General features: G+C 44.1%; 19 protein-coding genes and 2 pseudogenes. 13 read left to right on the top strand and 8 right to left on the bottom strand.

Annotation, left to right across the window (positions count from 1 at the left end; all coding sequences use genetic code 11):
- Window positions 1-146 precede the first annotated feature (146 nt).
- The gene (locus JI667_RS11975; RefSeq protein WP_206853798.1) at window positions 147-842 is read left to right on the top strand and encodes an ABC transporter ATP-binding protein; all 696 of its coding nucleotides are present in this window, start codon (window positions 147-149) and stop codon (window positions 840-842) included.
- On the top strand, window positions 839-2,224 hold the full coding sequence (locus JI667_RS11970) for an ABC transporter permease (protein ID WP_206853795.1): 1,386 nt from the start codon (window positions 839-841) through the stop codon (window positions 2,222-2,224). Before JI667_RS11975 ends, JI667_RS11970 begins: the two co-directional genes overlap by 4 nt.
- A 232-nt stretch (window positions 2,225-2,456) precedes the next feature.
- Here the strand turns inward: JI667_RS11970 and JI667_RS11965 are convergent, their stop codons facing one another.
- A complete protein-coding gene (locus JI667_RS11965) occupies window positions 2,457-3,464 on the bottom strand; it encodes a DUF3231 family protein (protein WP_206853792.1) in 1,008 nt (335 codons plus the stop codon).
- A 322-nt stretch (window positions 3,465-3,786) separates the two neighbouring features.
- On the opposite strand from JI667_RS11965, the gene JI667_RS11960 reads away from it, so the two are divergent.
- On the top strand, window positions 3,787-4,818 hold the full coding sequence (locus tag JI667_RS11960; protein ID WP_206853790.1) for a fatty acid desaturase: 1,032 nt from the start codon (window positions 3,787-3,789) through the stop codon (window positions 4,816-4,818).
- A gap of 69 nt (window positions 4,819-4,887) precedes the next feature.
- Window positions 4,888-5,361: a response regulator gene (locus JI667_RS11955; protein WP_206853786.1), complete on the top strand. Its 474-nt coding sequence runs from the start codon at window positions 4,888-4,890 to the stop codon at window positions 5,359-5,361.
- Between the two features lie 139 nt (window positions 5,362-5,500).
- Here JI667_RS11955 and JI667_RS22710 read toward each other — a convergent pair.
- Both JI667_RS22710 and rluF read right to left on the bottom strand, forming a co-directional pair.
- Window positions 5,501-5,659, bottom strand: a pseudogene (locus tag JI667_RS22710) (inorganic phosphate transporter); the annotation flags it as partial.
- 81 nt (window positions 5,660-5,740) lie between these two features.
- On the bottom strand, window positions 5,741-6,448 hold the full coding sequence (rluF, locus tag JI667_RS11945) for a 23S rRNA pseudouridine(2604) synthase RluF (RefSeq protein ID WP_206853781.1): 708 nt from the start codon (window positions 6,446-6,448) through the stop codon (window positions 5,741-5,743).
- Between the two features lie 187 nt (window positions 6,449-6,635).
- Here rluF and JI667_RS11940 point away from each other — a divergent pair, with 187 nt between their 5' ends.
- The 3 genes from JI667_RS11940 to JI667_RS11930 all read left to right on the top strand — a co-directional run bounded on the left by JI667_RS11940 (window position 6,636) and on the right by JI667_RS11930 (window position 8,116).
- On the top strand, window positions 6,636-7,400 hold the full coding sequence (locus tag JI667_RS11940) for a MerR family transcriptional regulator (protein ID WP_206853764.1): 765 nt from the start codon (window positions 6,636-6,638) through the stop codon (window positions 7,398-7,400).
- A gap of 93 nt (window positions 7,401-7,493) precedes the next feature.
- Window positions 7,494-7,643 carry a DUF3934 family protein gene (locus JI667_RS11935; protein ID WP_206853761.1) on the top strand — a complete coding sequence of 50 codons (150 nt, stop codon included), beginning with the start codon at window positions 7,494-7,496 and terminating at the stop codon, window positions 7,641-7,643.
- A gap of 272 nt (window positions 7,644-7,915) precedes the next feature.
- A complete protein-coding gene (locus JI667_RS11930) occupies window positions 7,916-8,116 on the top strand; it encodes a cold-shock protein (RefSeq protein WP_206853758.1) in 201 nt (66 codons plus the stop codon).
- A 72-nt stretch (window positions 8,117-8,188) separates the two neighbouring features.
- Here JI667_RS11930 and JI667_RS11925 read toward each other — a convergent pair whose 3' ends face one another.
- Window positions 8,189-8,401, bottom strand: a complete 213-nt coding sequence (locus tag JI667_RS11925) for a hypothetical protein (RefSeq protein ID WP_206853754.1) — start codon at window positions 8,399-8,401, stop codon at window positions 8,189-8,191.
- 243 nt (window positions 8,402-8,644) lie between these two features.
- Here JI667_RS11925 and JI667_RS11920 point away from each other — a divergent pair, with 243 nt between their 5' ends.
- From JI667_RS11920 to JI667_RS11910, 3 genes and pseudogenes are all read left to right on the top strand, one after another.
- The gene (locus JI667_RS11920; RefSeq protein WP_060671790.1) at window positions 8,645-8,845 is read left to right on the top strand and encodes a cold-shock protein; all 201 of its coding nucleotides are present in this window, start codon (window positions 8,645-8,647) and stop codon (window positions 8,843-8,845) included.
- 541 nt (window positions 8,846-9,386) lie between these two features.
- On the top strand, window positions 9,387-10,832 hold the full coding sequence (locus JI667_RS11915) for a DEAD/DEAH box helicase (RefSeq protein ID WP_206853751.1): 1,446 nt from the start codon (window positions 9,387-9,389) through the stop codon (window positions 10,830-10,832).
- Window positions 10,833-10,879: 47 nt separating this feature from the next.
- Window positions 10,880-11,036: pseudogene (locus tag JI667_RS11910) on the top strand (AraC family transcriptional regulator); the annotation flags it as partial.
- Between the two features lie 262 nt (window positions 11,037-11,298).
- On the opposite strand, the gene JI667_RS11905 reads toward JI667_RS11910, so the two are convergent.
- The 3 genes from JI667_RS11905 to JI667_RS22700 form a co-directional block, all read right to left on the bottom strand.
- Window positions 11,299-14,466 carry a bifunctional cytochrome P450/NADPH--P450 reductase gene (locus tag JI667_RS11905; protein WP_206853747.1) on the bottom strand — a complete coding sequence of 1,056 codons (3,168 nt, stop codon included), beginning with the start codon at window positions 14,464-14,466 and terminating at the stop codon, window positions 11,299-11,301.
- Window positions 14,467-14,546: 80 nt separating this feature from the next.
- Complete coding sequence (locus JI667_RS22705; RefSeq protein WP_368077906.1) at window positions 14,547-14,867, bottom strand: hypothetical protein; 321 nt, start codon at window positions 14,865-14,867, stop codon at window positions 14,547-14,549.
- A 15-nt stretch (window positions 14,868-14,882) separates the two neighbouring features.
- Window positions 14,883-15,122, bottom strand: a complete 240-nt coding sequence (locus JI667_RS22700) for a TetR/AcrR family transcriptional regulator (protein ID WP_244668300.1) — start codon at window positions 15,120-15,122, stop codon at window positions 14,883-14,885.
- A 627-nt stretch (window positions 15,123-15,749) separates the two neighbouring features.
- On the opposite strand from JI667_RS22700, the gene JI667_RS11895 reads away from it, so the two are divergent.
- The 3 genes from JI667_RS11895 to JI667_RS11885 all read left to right on the top strand — a co-directional run bounded on the left by JI667_RS11895 (window position 15,750) and on the right by JI667_RS11885 (window position 19,601).
- Entirely contained in the window at window positions 15,750-16,574 is an 825-nt protein-coding gene (locus tag JI667_RS11895; RefSeq protein WP_206853730.1) for an SDR family oxidoreductase, read from the top strand.
- 578 nt (window positions 16,575-17,152) lie between these two features.
- On the top strand, window positions 17,153-18,412 hold the full coding sequence (gene hflX / locus JI667_RS11890) for a GTPase HflX (protein WP_206853726.1): 1,260 nt from the start codon (window positions 17,153-17,155) through the stop codon (window positions 18,410-18,412).
- A gap of 109 nt (window positions 18,413-18,521) precedes the next feature.
- Complete coding sequence (locus tag JI667_RS11885) at window positions 18,522-19,601, top strand: carbohydrate-binding protein (RefSeq protein WP_206853713.1); 1,080 nt, start codon at window positions 18,522-18,524, stop codon at window positions 19,599-19,601.
- Window positions 19,602-19,648: 47 nt separating this feature from the next.
- Here JI667_RS11885 and JI667_RS11880 read toward each other — a convergent pair whose 3' ends face one another.
- Window positions 19,649-21,067: an alanine/glycine:cation symporter family protein gene (locus tag JI667_RS11880; RefSeq protein WP_206853710.1), complete on the bottom strand. Its 1,419-nt coding sequence runs from the start codon at window positions 21,065-21,067 to the stop codon at window positions 19,649-19,651.
- Window positions 21,068-21,319 lie beyond the last annotated feature (252 nt).

The following is a 21,319-nucleotide window of genomic DNA, read 5'->3' as shown; positions in this document are numbered from 1 at the left end:
ACACTTAACATAAGATGTAAATAGGTTTCATCTTTCTATCGCTTTTTTAGAATCTAACCAGATTTTTGATAAAGTGATAAAAAGATGAATTTTTTTTTGCTTTCGTTTCGTCTAGTGGGGAGAAGCATCTAAAGGAGGCAGTAAACATGATCACCATCAAACAATTACATCATTCATTCTATGTAGGAAAAAAGGGTAAGAAGCAGGAGGTCCCTGTACTGCAAGATATCAATCTAACCATACATAAAGGAGAAATAGTAGCGATCCTGGGGAGGAGCGGTTCTGGTAAATCAACTTTACTAAATCTAATGAGTGGGTATATTAAGCCTACAAAAGGGACCATTTCCATTAACAATCAGAAGGTCACGGATTTTTCAGAAGCGCAGTGGGCGGATTTTCGTTTAACACACTTAGGCTTTATTTTTCAAAGCTTTCAGTTGATCCCGAGTATGACCGCAAGTGAAAATGTAGAACTCCCTCTTGTCATGAAAGGCATTTCTGAAGAAAAAAGAAAGCAACAGGTGAAAGACATGTTCAAGCGTGTAGGTTTAGATGGTTTCGAACAACATTACCCATCCGAATTATCTGGCGGGCAACAGCAGCGTGTGTCCATTGCCAGGGCTTTAATTGTGAATCCACCTATTATATTTGCCGATGAACCGACGGGAAGCCTGGATTCTGAAACAGAGGATAGTCTGTTAGCGTTCATCAAGGAATTGAACAAAGAGGAAGAGATTACCTTTGTCATGATTACCCACGATAAAGAAGTTGCTTCTATTGCGGATCGAAGCATCCAGTTAGAAGACGGGGCCATGGTCATCGACGAGGGGGTTGTTCTATGAGATTCAAAGATAAACTGCAGTTCATTCGACAGAATATGAAAAAGAGTAAGTCAAGGGTATTCATGACAATCCTTGCTACGGCCATTGGATGTGCATTCCTTATCGTCTTAACTTCAGTGGGATTCGGTGCTCAGAAATACATTGAAGACAGTATCCTTTCCAACAGAAGTGTAACGGAAATTAATGTCCATGGAAAGGAACAAGTGGATGAAGGGGGAAATCCAGAGATTACCACAGAGGATATTCAGAATCTTGAAGGGATAGACAATGTGAAATCAGTGACCAGGAAGCAGCTGTTGAGATTTGATCCCCTATTTGAGTTTGGGAAATATTTCATTCATGCTCCGGTTTTTCTTGCGGATTACCCGTCAGAAGTAAAAGCGGGTTTAACGTTAAGTGAAGGTCGAATGCCGGAAAATGAACATGAAATTATAGTAGGATACCACATACAGGACGTCATTTATAAAGCCCCTAAAGATCAAGAACCCATTCCCTCTGAAGAATTATTCAACGGTGAAGGGGTAGTAAAGGAAGAACTCAGGTACACAGGAGAAAAAAGTTTACTCGGTGAAGAAATAAAGCTAAAAGTGTTTCAATATAAAGACGGCGAACAAAAAACAAAAGATATTCCCTTAACCATTGTAGGAATTACAGAGGCTCCTTCCCGTGATTGGATGAAAGATACCCAAATTTTGTTGTCTACAGATGTTTTGCCAATCGTCGAACAATTTACAGAAACACCTTTCGGGCAGACGATCACACCTGATATGAGTCAGGAAGATATCAATGATATGACTCAACAAACATCAGAAACGACTTATCAAGAAGTGAATGTGATTGCGAACAGCATGGAGAATGTAGAAGGAATCTCCACTGCTTTAAAAGAGAAGGGTTATTACATTTATTCAGTATCTGAAGAATTGGATCAATTGAATGTCGTTTTTGCTGTGATAAAATCCGGGTTGATTTTCATCGGGACCATTGCTCTCCTCATTGCTTCTATTGGAATCTATAATACAATGAGCATGGCGGTCACTGAACGAACACAAGACATTGGGATCATGAAGGCGATAGGTGGACAGCCGCGGATGATTCGGAATATCTTTCTGCTTGAAAGTGGTTATATTGGTTTGATCGGGGCTTTTGTTGGGGTGGTCGTTGCCTATGGAATCAGTATGGCCGTTAATTTTGCCCTTCCATTCGTCATTCAGCAAGTGTTCAATCAAGAAGTGGAAGAAGCGATTCAGTTGTCCTATATCCCCACCTACGTGTCAATCCTTTGTGTGTTGTTAAGTGTGGGGGTTGCTATGATCTCTGGGCTAAAACCTGCTATTAAGGCTACAAGGATCGATGTGTTGAAAGCGTTAAGAAGAGATATGTAAAAGGGGTAGGATAAATAATTATATTTCGGGCTTAAGGAAACACTCTCGCCTAAATGACATTTTCATAGCGTTAATAGTTTCCTGTCAAACAGAACTCGGAATTTTTTATCGGCCTTTACCAAGTCTTAAAGCAGATGGTAGGACCCCCGGGAGAAAAGTGGGTTGTCACATAACAGCATTATAAAAGGAAGAGATCCTTATACCTCTTATATGGTAAAGGACCTCTTCCTTATTACTTAGCCAATTCATCCCGATCTGCAGCTAGCGGAGGCTGTTCCAGCCATCCTTTTTCAATCAATAATTTCACTCCATCATTTGAAAATCTTGATATTTCGACTACCAGCCTTGAAAAGTCTAAAGCAATGTCATGTCTAAATGTAGAAGTTATACCTACACCGTAATTCACTAAACTACCAGCGTTAGCTAATGCCACATGATAGAGCATAAGCTTCTCAGAAAACGGGGCAACAGTAGTTTCCAGCACTTCCGGGTCCCAAAGTTGAGGAGAAGGCAAATTGTCCTTCGTGAGAAGATCTTGAAGGATGGTGATATTTTTTTGAGAAATATCTCTTCCCCGTATCATATACTCTTTCAGTTTTTTCGTCTTGATCACTTGACTGAAGGCCATCATTATGGATTTCCCCAGTTGATTTGAATCTAGATTCACATACATACCCGTTATTTCAGTAGCGGCCATAGGTCTTTGTTTTCCCACTAATTTATGAAGGAAATCCTTCGATTCCACAAATTTTACTTCATTTGGAATCGGAATAAACGGAGCCCTGATAATAAGTCCTTTCGCCAGCATGCTATTGAGGGAATCGTGATAAAGTTCGCTTACATCATCGATACACTCATCAAAATAAGTTCGGATATCTTCTCTAAAGGAAACAGTCAGGGCATTGGTGAAAAGAATAAGATTGATTCTTGCCATTTCCTTCAAATAAAACAAATAGAACTTATCGGTGAAAATCGCAGGGGCGTTCTCCATCAGATCGTTCTCTCCGAAACCAGTGGGTACAGGGAATTTTTCTTTATTGAAAATTTCTTTCAGCTTACTCATATGCTTTCTTGTCATGTTTTGGGCTTTTTCTATTACTTCCTTAATCCGCTCATCATCTACATTGGTTAAGAAGTGGCTGTATACACAGTCTAATAAAGACTCACCTATATAATTTTTCCAAAGCTCACCTAATTCTGTAGAGGTCAACGTAATATTTCGTCCATCTTGCAAGTTCATCTAACCACCCTTTTCGCATGTTTTCCATGTTCATATCTTCTACATTTCAGGAGTAATTATCCCTACAAAAAACGTTGTGTTAAAAAGGGAAGAAAGTATTACGAGATAAGAATATTTTTTTGATTGAAAAAAATAATAATACGAGTGGAAAGTTATTCAAATGTACAAAACCCTTATACATCAATGATTTTCCCGTTGAAGACAAGATGCAATTCATCTCCATATGACATTTGTCATGCCCAGCATATGACACCTACTACTAACACGATGAATGTACATATTCTATAATGAATTCAACGCCTTAAACGAAGGGAATAATGACATGACAAATATAAAAACGCTGAAAAAAGAAGTGGCTCCTTATGAAAAATCAACCACAAAGGAAAGTATCTGGCAGATGATCAACACGCTTGGACCGTTCTTTCTATTATGGTTCCTTGCTTATCAAAGTTTATCTGTGTCGTATTGGCTGGCACTCGTTCCAATCGTAATTGCAGCCGGATTCTTGACCAGAATCTTCATTATCTTTCATGATTGCACCCATTTTTCTTTCTTTAAAAGCCGTCGGGCCAACCGGGCAGTTGGAACGGCTATGGGTGTCCTGACACTGTTCCCGTTCGATCAGTGGGGACATGATCACGCTGTCCATCATGCGACAAGCGGAAATCTGGATAAACGTGGGACGGGTGATATTTGGACCCTTACCATTGATGAGTATGTAGCAGCACCTTTGAAAACGCGTTTAGCGTATCGTTTTTACCGTAATCCGTTCGTTATGTTTGTGCTGGGCCCAATTTATGTATTCCTTTTAAAGAATCGTTTTAATCGCAAGAATGCGCGGAAGAAAGAACGGAATAACACGTATGTAGTGAACGCGATCATCGTTGTTCTCATCACTCTCCTTTGTCTTGCCCTTGGATGGAAGGAATTCTTACTTGTTCAAGGTTCGATCTTCATGGTGTCAGGATCAATCGGGATCTGGCTGTTCTACGTGCAGCACACATTTGAAGATTCTTATTTCGAGGAAGACAAAGAGTGGCAGTACGTACTGGCAGCGGTAGAAGGAAGTTCATTCTATAAACTTCCAAAAATCATGCAGTTTTTAACTGGGAACATCGGATATCACCATGTTCACCATTTAAGCCCGAGAGTTCCGAACTACAAACTGGAAGAAGCTCATAAGAATACCGAGCCGTTGCAGAATGTACCGACCATTTCGTTATGGACCAGCTTAAAATCGCTTCGATTCAAGCTGTGGGACGAAGAAAACAAGACATTCGTAAGCTTCAGAGGCGTCAAATCCTCAGTGAAATCAAATGCCCGCATCTCAGCAGAAGCCAAACCTGAATTATAAAAACACAGTGACTCTCCTTATGCATCATTCATATAAGGAGAGTTTTTACTTAATAAGGAGAGAACCTACATGATCCGCATAGTGATGACTCAAGATAAAGAATTATTACTGGGGACAATCGCCTCTCTTCTCAATCTCGAAGAAGACATGGAAGTCGTCGGAAGAGCCACGAACAAAGAACACACACAAGAACTCATCCGAAAGCACCAGCCCGACCTCCTTATCCTCGACATTGAAAATCTATTGAGGGACGGACCTCTTGAGGTGGAAGATTGCCGCATCATCGTCCTTGCGACATTTGCGAAAGAAGGATATCTCGATAAAGTGCGCGAAAGCAGGGCAGATGGTTATGTATTGAAGGACAGTCCGAGTGAAGAACTAACTTTCACGATTCGCAGTATCATGGAAGGAAACCAGATCTATTCCCCGAATCTTCTCGGGGGAAGAGATGATATTTCTAACGAAATCCCCCTTGATCCCGGCCCGGTGAAGAAGAATTATTTTACCATGATCATGGACAAGATGAAGCACCCGATAGGCTGATTCCACTTTATTCAAGCACGGATGCTCGCCGAAGGAGAACTCGTAACCTGGGATTTAAACAGCTGCAGCTCGAGGCACAACGATAAAAGGAAGTCAAAAGGGGACACCCTTCTGACTTCCTTTTCCTGTTAGGAAAAGAGTTCAAGATATAAAAGAAGATGGCTGCAAGACTTGCTGAAATGGGTAATGTAATGCCCCACGTGATCAACATCCTTCGGGCCTTTCCCCACTTAACACCCTTCAATCTGTGAGCAGAACCTACACCGAGGATGGAAGAGGAGATAACGAAACAAGAAGAACTTATTTAATGGATCAAGAAGTGAAAGGAAGCATATAAAAACCGGTGACAAGATATAGTCTTGTCACCGGTTTTTATCAGTTACCATTCCTTCGGTTCATAATCCAAATCTTGAAACAATCTCGTTTTTTCTTTCTTTGTAAGATCACGCCACTGTCCCACGGGAAGATTGCCTAAATGAATATTCATGATCCGTGTTCGCTGCAGGCGGTACACTTCGTAACCAAGTGCCTCGCACATGCGGCGGATCTGTCTATTCAATCCTTGCGTCAACGTGATTTGGAACACATATTTCGAGATCTGCTCTACCTTGCAAGGCAAGGTTTTCGTTCCAAGGATTTTGACGCCCTCTGACATCTGCTTTAAGAAGTCGTCTGATATGGGGCGATCGACTGTGACAATGTATTCCTTCTCATGCTGATTCTCGGCACGAAGAATTTCATTCACGATATCCCCATCATTTGTAAGAAGAATCAAACCATCCGAGTCTTTGTCCAGACGTCCAATGTTAAAGATGCGCAATGGATGATTGACAAGATCGACGATATTCCCTTTGACTCCTTTTTCTGTCGTACTTGTAATGCCCACTGGCTTGTTTAAAGCAATGTACACATTATTCCGGGCAACACGGACAGGGGCACCGCTGACCAACACGTCATCCCCGGGATTCACTTGATCCCCAATCTTCGCGATCTTTCCGTTGATGGTGACCCTTCCTTCTGTGATCAATTTATCAGCGCCGCGTCTGGAGGCCTTCCCGGCTTCACTAATATATTTATTAATTCGCATATTTAACACAACCTTATACTCAAAATGACTATACTAAGAATATCGGACTGGCACGTTATTTTCAAGGGATTCCCCCATATGTTGCCTTTCACAAGTACCGGATAACATCGTATAATTTTTTCCGGAAAACCCCTTTACTTTGACGTTGCGTCAAGCTGTAAAGTAAGAACTGTCAGGAGGTGAAATCATGGAATATACCGTTAAAAAACTGGGAGAGATCGCTGGCGTGAGCACGCGGACCCTTCGTTATTATGACGAAATTGAGCTCCTGAAGCCGGCCAGGACCAATTCTTCAGGTTACCGGATTTACGGTCAGATGGAAGTCGACCGTCTACAGCAGATCCTCTTTTATAAAGAATTGGGTGTAGGACTGGATGAAATTAAGGATATTCTGGATGATCCCACTTTTGACGCAGAACAGGCTTTACGGGAACACAGGGAAATCTTACTGAGCAGACGCACGCAGCTTGATCAATTGATTGCGAATGTAGAAAAAACATTACGTGTAAATAAGGGGGAAATCAACATGTCGGATCAAGAAAAGTTTGAAGGATTCAAGAAGAGAAGGGTAGAAGAAAATGAGAAGAAATATGGGGATGAAGTACGGGAGAAATACGGTGATAAAAAAGTGGATGAATCGAAAGCAAGATTCATGAACATGTCGCAGGAGGACCATGAAAAGGTCACGGGACTTGAGCGTGAAATCAAGAAAACGCTGGGGGAAGCATTTCAAGAGGGAGATCCTTCAAGTGAAACAGCCCAAAAGATGGCTGATTTGCATAGGCAATGGATCAGCTTCTATTGGGGGCACTATAATAAGGAAGCACATGCGGGACTTGCTCAAATGTACGTAGATGACGAACGGTTCAAAGCTTATTATGATGCTGAGCAGGATGGGATGGCTGAATTTCTCCGGGATGCCGTTTACATTTATACAGGGCAGAAAGGGTAAGTGGAATAAAGAAGAAGTATTCTGCGCCCCTGATACGTGTTATAGTATGAAGACGATCTTGAAAAACGTATCTTATTATAACGGAGTGAAAAAATGAGTAAACCGAAGAAAAAGAGCGGAACCGGGCAAGGGACTGGTAAAAAAGGCTGGAATCGCTGGCAGGCTGGAGCCAATAAGAAGAAAAGCAACAAGCCATATACAAGTAAAGGCGTTAAACATGGCGGGAAACAGGAAGAAAAGTAGTGAAAGGTCCATTTCCTTGTGGGAGTGGGCTTTTTACTTTTTACCGATGCATTTAGAGGGAAGTTATATAAATGGAGTCTGATTTTGCCTATATCTAAAGAAAAAGAAAGAATGCATTTGCTATTTTTACGATTTTCTGTTAGTCTTAAGAAGAATTATTTTTGTTCGGTCTGTAAGGAAAGAAAGTATTTAAACTTTTCGCCTTTGATATCTAACTTGAGCAATAATAGTAATAAATCGTGGATTCAATGTCCACACAGGAGGATACACACATGCAAGAAGGTACAGTAAAATGGTTTAACGCAGAAAAAGGTTTCGGTTTCATCGAAATCGAAGGTGGAGAAGATGTATTCGTACATTTCTCAGCTATCCAAGGCGAAGGATTTAAATCTTTAGACGAAGGTCAAAAAGTTACATTTGACACTGAACAAGGTCAACGTGGACTTCAAGCGACTAACGTTAACAAAATCTAATTGCTTTTAAGAAGGACCCTCCCTGAGGGTCCTTTTTTTATGCAAAAAAAAGATGCCGGGAAGATTGGCACCTTACGCTAACGCATACTTCATGATTCCTTGAATGTAAACAGAACCTTCTTTCTGTGTACACTCCCTGATTTTGATCTTTCCTTCTTTTTCTAATTCTGCTGCCGCTTGTTCGATGGTTGCCGCTTCCTCACTTGACTGCGCAGGAAGATCGATTGAAAAGAAGTTTCCCCTGCTTGCTTTCGTTAATGCTTTGAGTAAACCGATTTTATTCATTGGTCCATCTCCTTTATAACATACCTTTCGACAACGGTGATGAATATTCCTTTAATGGAGGAGAGTTGGGGTGATTTTTAAATGCATTTGCTTTTTATTCGATTATCTGTTAGTCTTAAGAAGAATTATTTTTGTTCGGTCTGTAAGGAAAGAATAAGTTTTAAACTTTTCGCCTTTGATATCTAACTTGAGCAACGATAGTAATAAATCGTGGATTCAATATCCACACAGGAGGATACACACATGCAAGAAGGTACAGTAAAATGGTTTAACGCAGAAAAAGGTTTCGGTTTCATCGAAATCGAAGGTGGAGAAGATGTATTCGTACATTTCTCAGCTATCCAAGGCGAAGGATTTAAATCTTTAGACGAAGGTCAAAAAGTTACATTTGACACTGAGCAAGGTCAACGTGGACTTCAAGCGACTAACGTTAACAAAGCGTAATAGCTTTTGATGAAGGGGCTCTCTCTCAGGAGGGTCCTTTTTTTATTGGTTTATGTTATGCTTGTCGGGGCTGGGCGAGCCGCCTGCGCTTTAGGATTCTGCTAGCTCCGGCGGCTAGCCCCTCGAGGTCATAAGTCAAACAGGCCAAAAAGGCAAAGGGCGCCTTTCCGTCCTGTTCGTCTTATGCTTGTCGGGGCTGGGCGAGCCGCCTGCGCTTTAGGATTCTGCTAGCTCCGGCGGCTAGAGGCTCGAGGTCATAAGCTAAATAGGCCAGGAAGGCAAAGAGCGCCTTCCCAGCCTATTCATCTTATGCTTGTCGCCTCTGGGCGAGCCGCCTGCGCTTTAGGATATAAAAAGGGACCGACAGCGTTCGTCGGTCCCGGAGACAACATGTTACAAGTTAAAAATGGTTAGGTAAAGCATAACACACTATTGGTGGAATACCTAAATAAATTTTAAAAGAATTTTAAAGGGGTATTTTTGAATGAATTGAATCACGGCTTTCCTATGAAAAATAAGAAAAAATGAATGAGGTTATGATATGACAATGAAGAAGTTTAAAGATTATAAGCTTAGTGAAGAGATTGTACGAGCATTGTCAGGCTTAGGGTATGAAGCCCCTACAGAAGTCCAGACCATGGTGCTTCCACTCGCTCTTGAGAAACAAGATCTGGTTGTACGTTCTCAAACGGGAAGTGGAAAGACCGCTTCTTTCGGGATCCCCCTTTGTGAAATGGTGGAATGGGAGGAAAACAAGCCGCAGGCCCTGATTTTGACTCCGACCCGTGAGCTGGCCGTGCAGGTAAAGGAAGATATCACGAATATTGGCAGATATAAGCGGATCAAAGCAGCCGCTGTATACGGGAAATCCCCTTTTCATCGTCAGAAGCTTGAACTGAAGCAGAAAAATCATGTTGTCGTCGGGACACCTGGTCGAGTTCTCGACCATATTGAAAAGGGGACTATCCCTCTGGATAAGCTTTCCTATCTTGTGATTGACGAAGCGGATGAAATGCTCAACATGGGGTTTATCGATCAGGTTGAATCCATCATTCAGGAGTTACCGACAGATCGTGTGACGCTGACCTTCTCGGCTACTTTACCAGAAGATGTCGAGACTCTGTGTCATAAACATATGAAAAAACCCGTTCACATTGAAATTAAGGCGAAGGGCATCACAACGGATAAAATCGATCATGCTGTGATTGAAGTGAGGGAAGAAGATAAGCTGTCACTTCTGAAGGATGTGACAACCGTTGAAAACCCGGATAGCTGCATCATTTTCTGTCGGACGAAGGAAAATGTGGATACGTTGTGTGGAGAACTGGATCGATCAGGCTACCCTGTGGATAAAATTCATGGAGGCATGATCCAGGAAGCGCGATTCGAAGTAATGGATGATTTCAAACGGGGAGAATTCCGTTATCTGGTTGCGACGGATGTGGCGGCACGTGGGATTGACATTGAAAGCATCACCCACGTCATCAATTACGATATTCCCATGGAAAAAGAGAGCTATGTACACCGTACGGGAAGAACGGGGAGAGCGGGGCAGGCAGGAAAAGCCATCACATTCTGCACTCCTTACGAAAATAAATTCCTTGGGGAGATTGAAGAGTATATCGGGTTTGTAATCCCTAAGCTTGAGGCCCCTACGGAGGGGGCTGTGGCGAATGGGAAGAATGATTTTGAACGGAAGCTGGAAGAGGAACCCGATTATAAAATGGATAAAAGCGAGCAATTGAACAGAGACATCATGAAGCTCTATTTCAACGGCGGAAAGAAAAAGAAAATAAGGGCAGTCGATTTCGTAGGGACGATAGCCAAGATTGATGGAGTAACGGCTGATGACATCGGTATCATCACCATCCAGGAGAATCTATCGTACGTAGAGATACTGAACGGGAAAGGGCCGCTGGTTCTGCAGGCAATGAAAAAGACGACGGTGAAGGGAAAGTTGTTGAAGGTGCATGAAGCGAGGGGGTAGAGCGGTTGTGTCACTGGATTTCTATACCCTGCAAAATGGAGCACCTGTGGGGGTGGATTAATGATGAATGGAATTCCAACTTCATGCTATGAACTGGCAGAGGGACCGGAGATGTTGGGGAATGAAAGTGAAGATGTTGGTTCTGATACGTTTAGAAGTGAGATTTGGATACCGGTTGGGAAAAAATTAGAGAGAAAACAGTGAATTCTTTTGGATTCGCTGTTTTTTTGCGTGGGATTTAGATAATGAGATAAGTGTTGAGGGGAGGGGGAGGAAGGTGAATTATGTGCGGAATCTTGATTTTATCAGCGATACGCAGACTTGCTCCCTGGACCTCGCCAGAAGCGCGGCATCTTATCATGTCCTGATCTGCTCTGGAAACAATTTATAAGAGAAATCACTCCAAACAGATAAACTCCATTCCAAAAAGAAAAAGCGAACCCCATAAGGGTCCGCTTTTCTCCAATCATGCTCCAGCCCAAACATCCTTCGCATATCGACCTTCTTCTTCCAATGATCGCATCCATGTCTCGGCTTCTTCTTTTGGTGTTTGATAGAAACGCATGTAGCTTTCTACTAATGTCTTTTCCACATCGGGTGCCATTTTGCTTCCATCACCACAGATGTATAGGCGTCCGCCATCTTTCAGTAACGGAAGGATGTCTCCTGCATTTTCTGCTAAACGGTGTTGGACGTAGGTTTTCTCTTGACCCGGGCATCTTGAGAATGCTGTGTGCAGGGTGACGATGCCCTCTTGTTCAGCTTTCTCCAATTCGCTTTGATACAAGTAGTCGTGCTCAGGGTTTCGGCAACCGAAATAGAGATGTGCCTCGCCGAGCAACTTCCCTTGTTCCTTAAGAACGCTGCGTGCCTGGATGAACCCTCTGAACGGAGCAATTCCTGTTCCAGGACCAACCATGATAATCGGCGTTTCTGTATCTTCAGGCAGCTGGAAGTTCGACTGTGGTGTGCTTATGAAACAGGCGATTTTGTCACCGGCTTCACGTTCAGCCAAGTAGTTGGATGCAATTCCCTTGTATTGACCATTACCGCTCCATGCTTCGCTTCGGACAACACTGACGGTGATGGTGGCTTCACCTGTTTTGTATAAAGGTGAGCTTGAAATTGAATAATAGCGTGCCTTTAAAGGAGGGAGCAGTGCCAGGAATCCTTCAAAAGATATTTCGCACGCCATGTATTTTTCAACAAGGTCGAGCATCGTAATGCGTTTATTTAGTACCGCTTCTTTATATGTCTCATCCTTCAATAGTTCCTCAAGCTCAACAACGTGAGGAGGGCAAACAGTATGAGCTGCAAGAGCACGAATTTGAGAACGGGTGGCAGGTTCTTGGAACTCTACGTAATTCGCCAGTAATTCGTGAAGTTTCACCGGTTTTTCGGTAGGCAGATGAGCCGCTTTACCGGAGTCTCCCGTCAGTTGAACGTTGTCCTGACCGTTCAAATTGAATCGACTGAGCACTCGCTCGACAAGTGTCGACGGATTTTGCGGAAGGACTCCAACATGATCTCCTTCCTGATACGTAACACCTTCTGGTAAGGTGAGGGCGATATGCCTTGTGTTCCTGCCGCTTTCTGCGTGTTGCAGTTCCATGTTCTCATTGACCACGGCTGTGAAAGCATGATGTGTGCGGGCAATTGGTGTGTCACTAACATCGCTGACAAAATTCAAGGTAATGGAGCTGTTCATTTGATCGTTTTGATGGAGTTCGATGTTTAAGTCTTCTGCCAGGTTCGGCCAAAGAGCACCTGCCCACTTTTCATAATCTCCTTCAAAGTCATCACTTGCGTCCCCATGGCCGACCTCTGTTATACGGTGTGCTCCTTTTTCGTGAAGTTGTTCATCAATGAAGTTCGGGATACGCTGATACGTTGTGGCCCAGTTGTGGTCACCGCATCCAAACACAGCGTAGCGGACACCTTCAAATTCACTTGTCTGACTTTTCTTCAGCATGGAAATAAATTCACCAGCATTGTCAGGTGGATTTCCGTTATAGGAAGCCGAGACAATCAGGACAGCTCCGTTTGCAGGGAGTCCGGCGCTGTATTCATCTAAAGGAGCAACCTCCGTCGAAAATCCTTGCTGACGCCCTGATTCTCCTAAGTCCCGGGCTAATCCTTCAGCTGTTCCCATGTTTGAGCCATATAGAACGAGTAAAGGTGTTCCGTGGGAAGATTCAACCACAGTGGGCTTAGCGACTTCATCTGCTTTTTCGTCTCCCTTGGAGGCAATAGAGAATGGCAGGGCAGGCTTACGTGGTGTTACCCGCATCGTTAATCCATCCGGCTTAAGGGTCAGTGTTTCTTTTACATCCAATGTATAGTCTTTATGATCGATCAGATCAAAGTGCTGAAGCACCATACCAAGGACCAGTGTGGCTTCATGGAGGGCGAACTGTTGTCCAATGCAGGCTCGCTGTCCGTTTCCGAACGGTTTATATGCATGGTACGGAATGGATGAAGGATCCTCGAATCGTTCCGGAATAAAGGCTTCCACATCGTCACCCCACACAGATGAATCACGGTGAAGTTCAGGAATGACCAGTGTGAACACATCATCCTTTTGGACATCATATTTGCCCCCCAGTGTTGTATCTTCTTTCGCATAGACAGAAAAAGCAGGGGCGGTCGGCCAAAGTCGAAGTGTTTCATTCAAGACCATACGGACGTATTTCATCTGTTTCACTTGCTTATAGTCAGGAATGTCATCTCCCGCCACGCGGTCGACTTCCTCCTGAGCCTTTTTCAATTTATCCGGATTGTTCATCAGGAAGTAGAGGGCGAAGGAGAGAAGTCCACTTGTCGTTTCATGCCCTGCAATCAAGAATGTGATGATTTGAAAACGGATGTTTTCGTCACTAAGCGCTTCGCCTGTTTCAGGATCTGTTCCTTTCAACATATAGGAGAGTAGGTCATCTTCACCTTGATCCCCGTTATCCTTCCTTTCGGCAATCAATTCATCGACAAGGGAGAACATATACTCGATGTCTTCTCTGAATTGTTTTTTTGATTTGATCATCAGTTTATCCTGGACTCCAAGACGCTGGGATTGGTTCATCGCTTCGTCCAATGCGCGAACCATGCTGTCTACGAAAGGATGGGAAGTTTCACGGTAGAAACTGTTAAAGCGATAATTGAAACCGCAAAGTCCGATTGTATCAAGGGTAAGACGGGTCATGTCTTCAGGAACGTCGATTTCATCTGCCGGATTCAGACGGGTCCATTTTTGGATGAGCTGGGTGGCGAGATCCACCATTTTAGCGTGATATCCTTTCATCGCCTGCTGACTGAAGCTGGGGAGAAGGATATTATGTGCTTTTTTCCAGTTGATCTCTTCCGTTTCACTCGTGAATAGGCCGTCTCCACCGAAAGCTCTCACTTTTTGAAGGGCCGGGCCCACTTTTTTGTCAAAGCGGGTTTCATCGCAGATTTCCTCTGCAAGGGAAGCATTTGAAACAAAGGTACTCGTTCTCCCTGGGAACTGGAACTGATAGATCGGTCCCAGTACTCTTGCAAGCTTCATAAATGATTGAAGGGGCTTTTCTTTATCGATAACGGGTAAACTCCCGAGGGGTCCATATGTTTTCGGTTGTGGATATTGTGTTTGTTGTGTCATCTTTTCCTTCACCTCGTCATAGTTGTTTAGCTTACGGAATGAACGTTCATTCCGCTGGGGAGTGAGAAACGATTTGTTTCTCACCCGTGTAATCGGACAGCGTCCCACATACTTTCCTCTACGTCATTAAGCATGGTGACATCAGGCTTTAATTCCCCGATCCGGACCAGTTGCTGCAGCTCAAGAAAAGCACCATACAGGATTGCGATCAAAGCCGTTGAAGGGAGATTCTTGATTTCCTTTTTCTTTTTTCCTGAATCGAAGAAGCATTTAAAGATATTCAGGAGGCCTTCGAAACTTTGGTGACTTTCTTCATTTAAAAAGTGGGCGCTGCTATGTGTTTTGATAAAGTAAATGGCTTGACTTTGTTCCTTTGTAAAAAGAACCATTGAATGAAAAATATGGTGAAATTGATTTCAAATCGACTGTTCATACGGGAAATCCTTTCTCACCGTTTCTTTCAACATATCAACATATTCTTTGAAGAGCGTATTCCCAAGTACTTCTTTATTTTCGAAGTATCGATAAATCGTACCGGCTCCAACGCCGGCAGACGTCGCAATCATGGGAATCGTCGTGGCATCATAACCCCGTTCTGCAAAAAGAATAAGGGAACTCTCTACAATGCTGTCCCGTTTATTTACTGCTTGTGACATTCTCGTTCAGCCTTTCATAACGGTAATACGGAATGAATGTTCATTCCAGCATAGTGTATACCTATGTGAAACGTATCTCAATCACACGAAGTACCTATTGTTTGTGAAGGTTTTGTTAAGAAAGGGCTCTGCCCTTTTTCTGTTTCATATGATAATGGCCGGTCCCACTCTATCAAATTTTCATAGAATAACCTTGTAAGCGAGCTCACTTACTAGAATTCCTGATAGAAAGGGGGGATTTTATATGCCATTAGGTCTTGTTACCTTTCTAATCGCCGTTTTATTACTAGTCGCCTGGTTGTTAGTATCAATCTTGGCTCCGAACAGTAATCTTGTTTCTATATTGAAGAACGCTGTTTGCAGTATTTTGGGATGTTAATTACTATCACTCTCTAATCCAGGGACGGACCTCCAACTTTTCATCATTCCATTTGTTGATCAAATGGAAAACGTGAAGAATTGGAGGTTTTTTTCTTTAGTAGGGTAACGTGTTGAGGGACGGACCTCAAAATATGATTTTCGGGAGCTTAAATTAGGTGGCTTAGAGGTCCGTCCCTTATGTTTAGTATTTCACATAAGGGGAAAAGACTTTCCATGAGATATATCAAATCATGGAGGTTTTACTAGATGGGAAGGTTAAAAGATAAGGTTGCGGTTATTACAGGAGCAGCAACGGGTATCGGGGCTGCGACTGCTAAGGTGTTTGCCCTTGAGGGAGCTACAGTGATCTGTGGAGATGTGAATATTGGACAAATGAACAAGACGGTAGAGGAGATCAGAGGGAAGGGTGGTAAGGCTGAAGCATATCACCTTGATGTTTCCAGTGAAGAGAGTGTCACAACCTTTGCAAGTACGGTAAAGGAACAGTTCCATCATATTGACGTTCTGTTTAACAATGCAGGGGTAGATGAGCAGGGTGGAAAAGTGCACGAATATCCAGTGGAATTATTTGATCGAATCATGGCAGTGGACTTACGGGGGACTTTTCTATGCAGCAAGTATTTAATCCCGTTAATGCTTGAAAATGGAGGCTCCATTATTAATACGGCGTCCATGTCCGGCCATGCGGCAGACCTCGACCGATCAGGGTATAATGCAGCCAAAGGCGGTATCATCAATTTCACGAAGGCAATGGCAATAGATTATGCAAGAGATGGAATACGGGTGAACTCCCTTTCCCCTGGAACAATCAAGACCCCTTTAATTGATGATCTCGTGGGAAGTAAGCAGGAGAAGATGGGTGAAGAATTCAGGGAAGCCAATACGTGGATCACTCCAATGGGACGCCTTGGTCGACCGAAAGAAATGGCGACAGTGGCCCTATTCCTTGCATCTGACGACAGCTCTTACGTTACAGGTGAAGACATCACAGCAGACGGCGGGATCATGGCCTATACTTGGCCGGGAAAGATGCTGATTGAGGAAGAAGAGTGGAAAAAGGGTACTGAATAATATTCTTTAGGGACGGACCTCCAATTTTCCCACATTCCATTTGAGTGATTCAAGCAGGAAGTGAGAAGAATTGGAGGTTTTTTTGTTTAGTGGGGTAACGTGGTGAGGGACGGACCTAAATTGGTACAGTAATACAGCCCTGATAAGCCAATTTGGAGGTCCGTCCCTCAAACCATATCTTCCCATTCTTCGTTAGGTGTGGTAGAATGGGGGTAACTTATGAGAAATGGAGGTTTTCCTTTTGATTTTGATCAGACTTCGCATCCGCAATTTGAACGCTTAATTGAATAAGTTCAAAGGCTCTGCCTGTGTGCAGGGTAAATGGGATCGGTCTGACTATTTTTAAAGGAATTCTTCATTTAACGTGCATGGAGAAAGGGGAGTTCTTCTTTCCCTTTGAAAATAGAATTGAATATATACTGAATGGTACTATTTCGATGACTTTCATTACAGTCATACGGGGAAAGTGCGGGCTTCTTCGTGTTCCATCGGTATATTCAAAAATCCATTTACTAAAAGCACAGGCAGCAGCCTGTGCTTTTCTTGTACGAAAATATTTGATAGGAAGTGAACCAATAATGGAAGAAAGATTAAAAGCCATCGCCATAGGCGTTAATACAAAAGATAAGAACAATGACTTTGAATATTCGATGCTGGAGCTGAATGGATTAGCAGAAGCGAGGCATATCGATGTGGTCGGTGAACTGACACAGAACCTGCCCCGGCCGAATCACGTACATTATATCGGAAAAGGGAAGATTGACGAACTGCTGCCCCTTATTGAAGAGTGGGATGCTGATGTACTTATCACCAATGATGAACTGTCCCCATCGCAAATTCGTGTGTTGGAGGAAAAACTGGACGTCCGGGTGATGGACAGAACGATGCTGATTCTTGATATCTTCGCAGAGCGGGCGAAAACCCGGGAAGCCCAGCTTCAAGTCGAGGTGGCACAGCTTCAATACATGCTTCCACGCCTTGTGGGACGTCGTGAATCACTGGGCCGTCAAGGCGGAGGTTCGGGACTTGCCAACCGTGGTGCCGGTGAAACGAAGCTAGAGCTCGACCGTCGTCGGATCGAAGAGAAAATCACGGCTTTGAATAAAGAACTGGATTCACTTGTCGACCTGAGGACCACGCAGAGAAAGCAGCGTAAAAAGAGTGCAATCCCCGTTGTTTCTCTTGTCGGCTACACCAATGCAGGGAAGTCGACAACGATGAATGCTTTTGTAGAAACGTTCCATCCGAACGAGAACAAGCAGGTATTCGAAAAGGATATGCTATTCGCAACCCTGGAAACGTCGGTAAGGAACATTACGTTACCCGACAAGAAGGAATTTCTCCTGACTGATACCGTCGGATTCGTCAATAAACTCCCTCATCAGCTGGTCAAGGCATTCCGCTCTACCCTTGAAGAGGTGGTGGAAGCGGATCTCATTATACACGTGGTGGATTATTCCGACCCCCATTATGAAAAATTGATGAAGGTGACGGATCAAACCCTTGATGAACTGGGTACCGGGGATATTCCTGTCATTTATGCATTCAACAAAGCTGAAATGGTTGATGAGGAAGTACCGAGAGTCGAGAAGGATCGCATTTATTTTTCTGCAAAAAATAGAATAGGGGTCGAGGATCTCCTTCAGGTAGTAAAAAGCTATATCTTTAAAGACTATAAACGTTGTCAAATGCTGATTCCGTTTGATAAAGGGCATTTGATCTCTTATTTTAATGAGAATGCCAATGTATTAGAAACCGAGTATGAAGAAAATGGAACGAAGCTTACCCTTGAATGTAAGGTGAGTGATGCTGAGAAATATAGAGAATATATGGTATAAGTGATATGGATCTTCTCCACCTCATGTGGGGAGGTCTTTTTTTGAATAAATATGTACATACTCCTCCACCTGGGCTCTTGCATACAGTAAATGCGAGGAGGGATGCAGTATGTTTTTTCAGAGACGGTATCCGGTCTATGCAATTCCCTATGAGTGCTATCCATTTGGAGCAGAAGTAAGAAATGATTATGAAGACATCCTTTTACCACATACTTATCAGCAGTATTTTCCACAACAGGAATATTATCCACAGAATCTTCACTACTATGATCCTTATCAGGGTGCTGTTACACAGGCAGGTTACCCTGATCCATTTGACTCCCGTGCCAACTGGAGGGAATGGGAGGATCTGGGTGCACCGCCACGCGGGATGAAGGGATCCCCCGCCGCTGCTTCCTGGCAGGTGAACCGGCTTGATACGTTTGTCAGAGGAGAAAACGATCGAATGTATCACAAATGGTGGGACGGTTCACGATGGAGTAATTGGGAAGACCTTGGTGCACCGAGAAGAGGCCTGAAGGGTTCGCCGGCAGCCGTATCATGGGGACCGAATCGGATTGATACCTTTGTCAGAGGAAACCGGGATATTCTTTTTCATAAATGGTGGGACGGCCGAAGATGGAGTGAATGGGAAGATCTCGGCGGACCACCGCGGGGCTTCAAGGGAGATCCGACGGTGTCATCCTGGTCAGCTAATCGACTGGATGTGTTCGTCCAAGGATACGATAATAATCTGTGGCATAAGTGGTGGGACGGACGAAACTGGAGTCAATGGGAGAACCTTGGCGCTCCAAGGGGCGGTTTGAGGGACTCACCTGGTGCCGTATCCTGGGGGCCGAATCGCATCGATTGCTTTGTACGGGGAAACAACGACCGGATGTGGCATAAGTGGTGGGACGGTTCACGATGGAGTAATTGGGAGGATCTCGGTTCTCCGCCTAGAGGGTTTGAAGGCGCCCCAGCAGCATCTTCATGGGCACCGAACCGCATCGATACCTTTGTCCGTGGAGACAACAACAATATGTGGCACAAATGGTGGAACGGTTCCCGCTGGAGCAATTGGGAGGACCTTGGTGCACCCCGGGGAGGCGTACGTTCGTCCCCTGGTGCCGTATCCTGGGGGCCGAACCGTGTGGATGCCTTTGCCAGAGGCAGAAATGATCATATGTGGCATAAGTGGTTTGCGTGAATAAATTCAGAAACCCGGTGTGAACACTGTTCACACCGGGTTTCTCTTTAGCTTGCTTTCCTTTTGGGACGAGCTTCCATCATCGGCATATATTCATTAAAATAATGATTCGTCTCGGAAACGATCACTTTATAGAGTAATAATAATGCGATCAGATTCGGAATCATCATCAATGCATTGGACATATCGGCAAAGGCCCAAACCAGGTCTAGATTCGCGACTGCCCCAAGGCCAGTGGCAAAAATATAAATAAGCCTGTAGGAATTGGCAAATCGATAATTCGTAATATACTCGAAGCATTTCTCCCCGTACATGTACCATCCGACAATCGTCGAGAATCCAAAGAAGATGACGGAGAAGGACACGATATATTCTCCAACCACACCAAGGGCATGTCCGAACGCGGCGCTCGTCAATGCTCCGCCGTCAAGGCTTGGTGCGTGCCCGACACCCGAAATCGCTCCGCCGGTCGGATCCCAGAAACCTGTGATCAATAGCACGAGACCGGTCATGGTACATACGACGATCGTGACGATGAAGGTGCCAGTCATGGCAACGAGAGCCTGTTTGACAGGGTGATCGGTTTTCGCATTACCGGCAATCAGCGCGGCGGTACCAAGTCCAGCTTCGTTTGAGAAAATACCTCTGGATACCCCGCTGCGGATCGCTTCTGAGATGATGATTCCCGTGAAACCACCGGCAGCTGCTACAGGATTGAATGCGTAGAAGAAAATCATTTTAAAAGCAGGGATGATCATGTCATAGTTCAGGACAATAATGGTCAGTGAGCCTCCAATGTAAAGGAACGCCATGATCGGCACGAAGAAAGAAGCAACAGTACTGATCCGCTGAATTCCTCCGAAAATGATCAACCCCGTTAGAACGGCAAGAACGATACCCGTTGTCAGGTTGTTAATGTGAAAACTTGTGCCCATGACGTCGGCAATCGTATTGGACTGAACGCTGTTCCCGATGCCGAGAGCGGCGAATGCACCGAATAGGGCAAACGCGACGGCGAGCCATTTCCACTTGCTGCCGAGGCCCTTTTCTACATAATACATAGGCCCGCCTGAGTATTCCCCGTTTTTATTCTTCACACGATATTTCATGGCGAGAAGGGCTTCTCCGTACTTCGTCGCCATCCCGAGAAGGCCCACGATCCACATCCAGAAAATGGCCCCGGGCCCCCCGATTGTCAGGGCCGTTGCGACTCCGGCAATGTTCCCATTCCCAATCGTAGCAGATAAAGCCGTCATCAACGTTTTGAAGTTACTGATGTCCCCTTCAGATTGATCAGATGAGGCAGTGGGTTTCTCCTTCGTAAAAGCCAGTTTAAAAGCATACATCAATTTTCGGAACTGAAGCCCTCTTAACATAAATGTCAGGAAAAGACCTGTCCCGAATAATAGCACTAAACTTGGTGTCCCCCATAAGAATGAATTAATCTTGTCTAGCACATCTAACATAGAATCCTCCTTGTCGTCTCATGTTGTAAACGTTTTCTTTGTGAGTTTCCATCTACTATTTATATAGTATTCCGAACAATCTGTCCATAACAAATCCCGAATTTCCAGAGATTGAGCCTTTTTTAGTAGAGTAGCTTAGTAGAGGGACGGACCTCGATTCTCGGTGTGGTAAGGAAGATTTTCGGAGGAGATTAAATCATGAAAACCGCATCATGAAAGGGACGGGCCTCAAATCAGCAGTACGTATACATC

The sequence above is a fragment of the Bacillus sp. NTK074B genome (assembly GCF_017303375.1).
GTDB lineage: Bacteria > Bacillota > Bacilli > Bacillales > Bacillaceae_B > Rossellomorea.
This window is presented reverse-complemented; position numbering and strand designations above follow the sequence as displayed.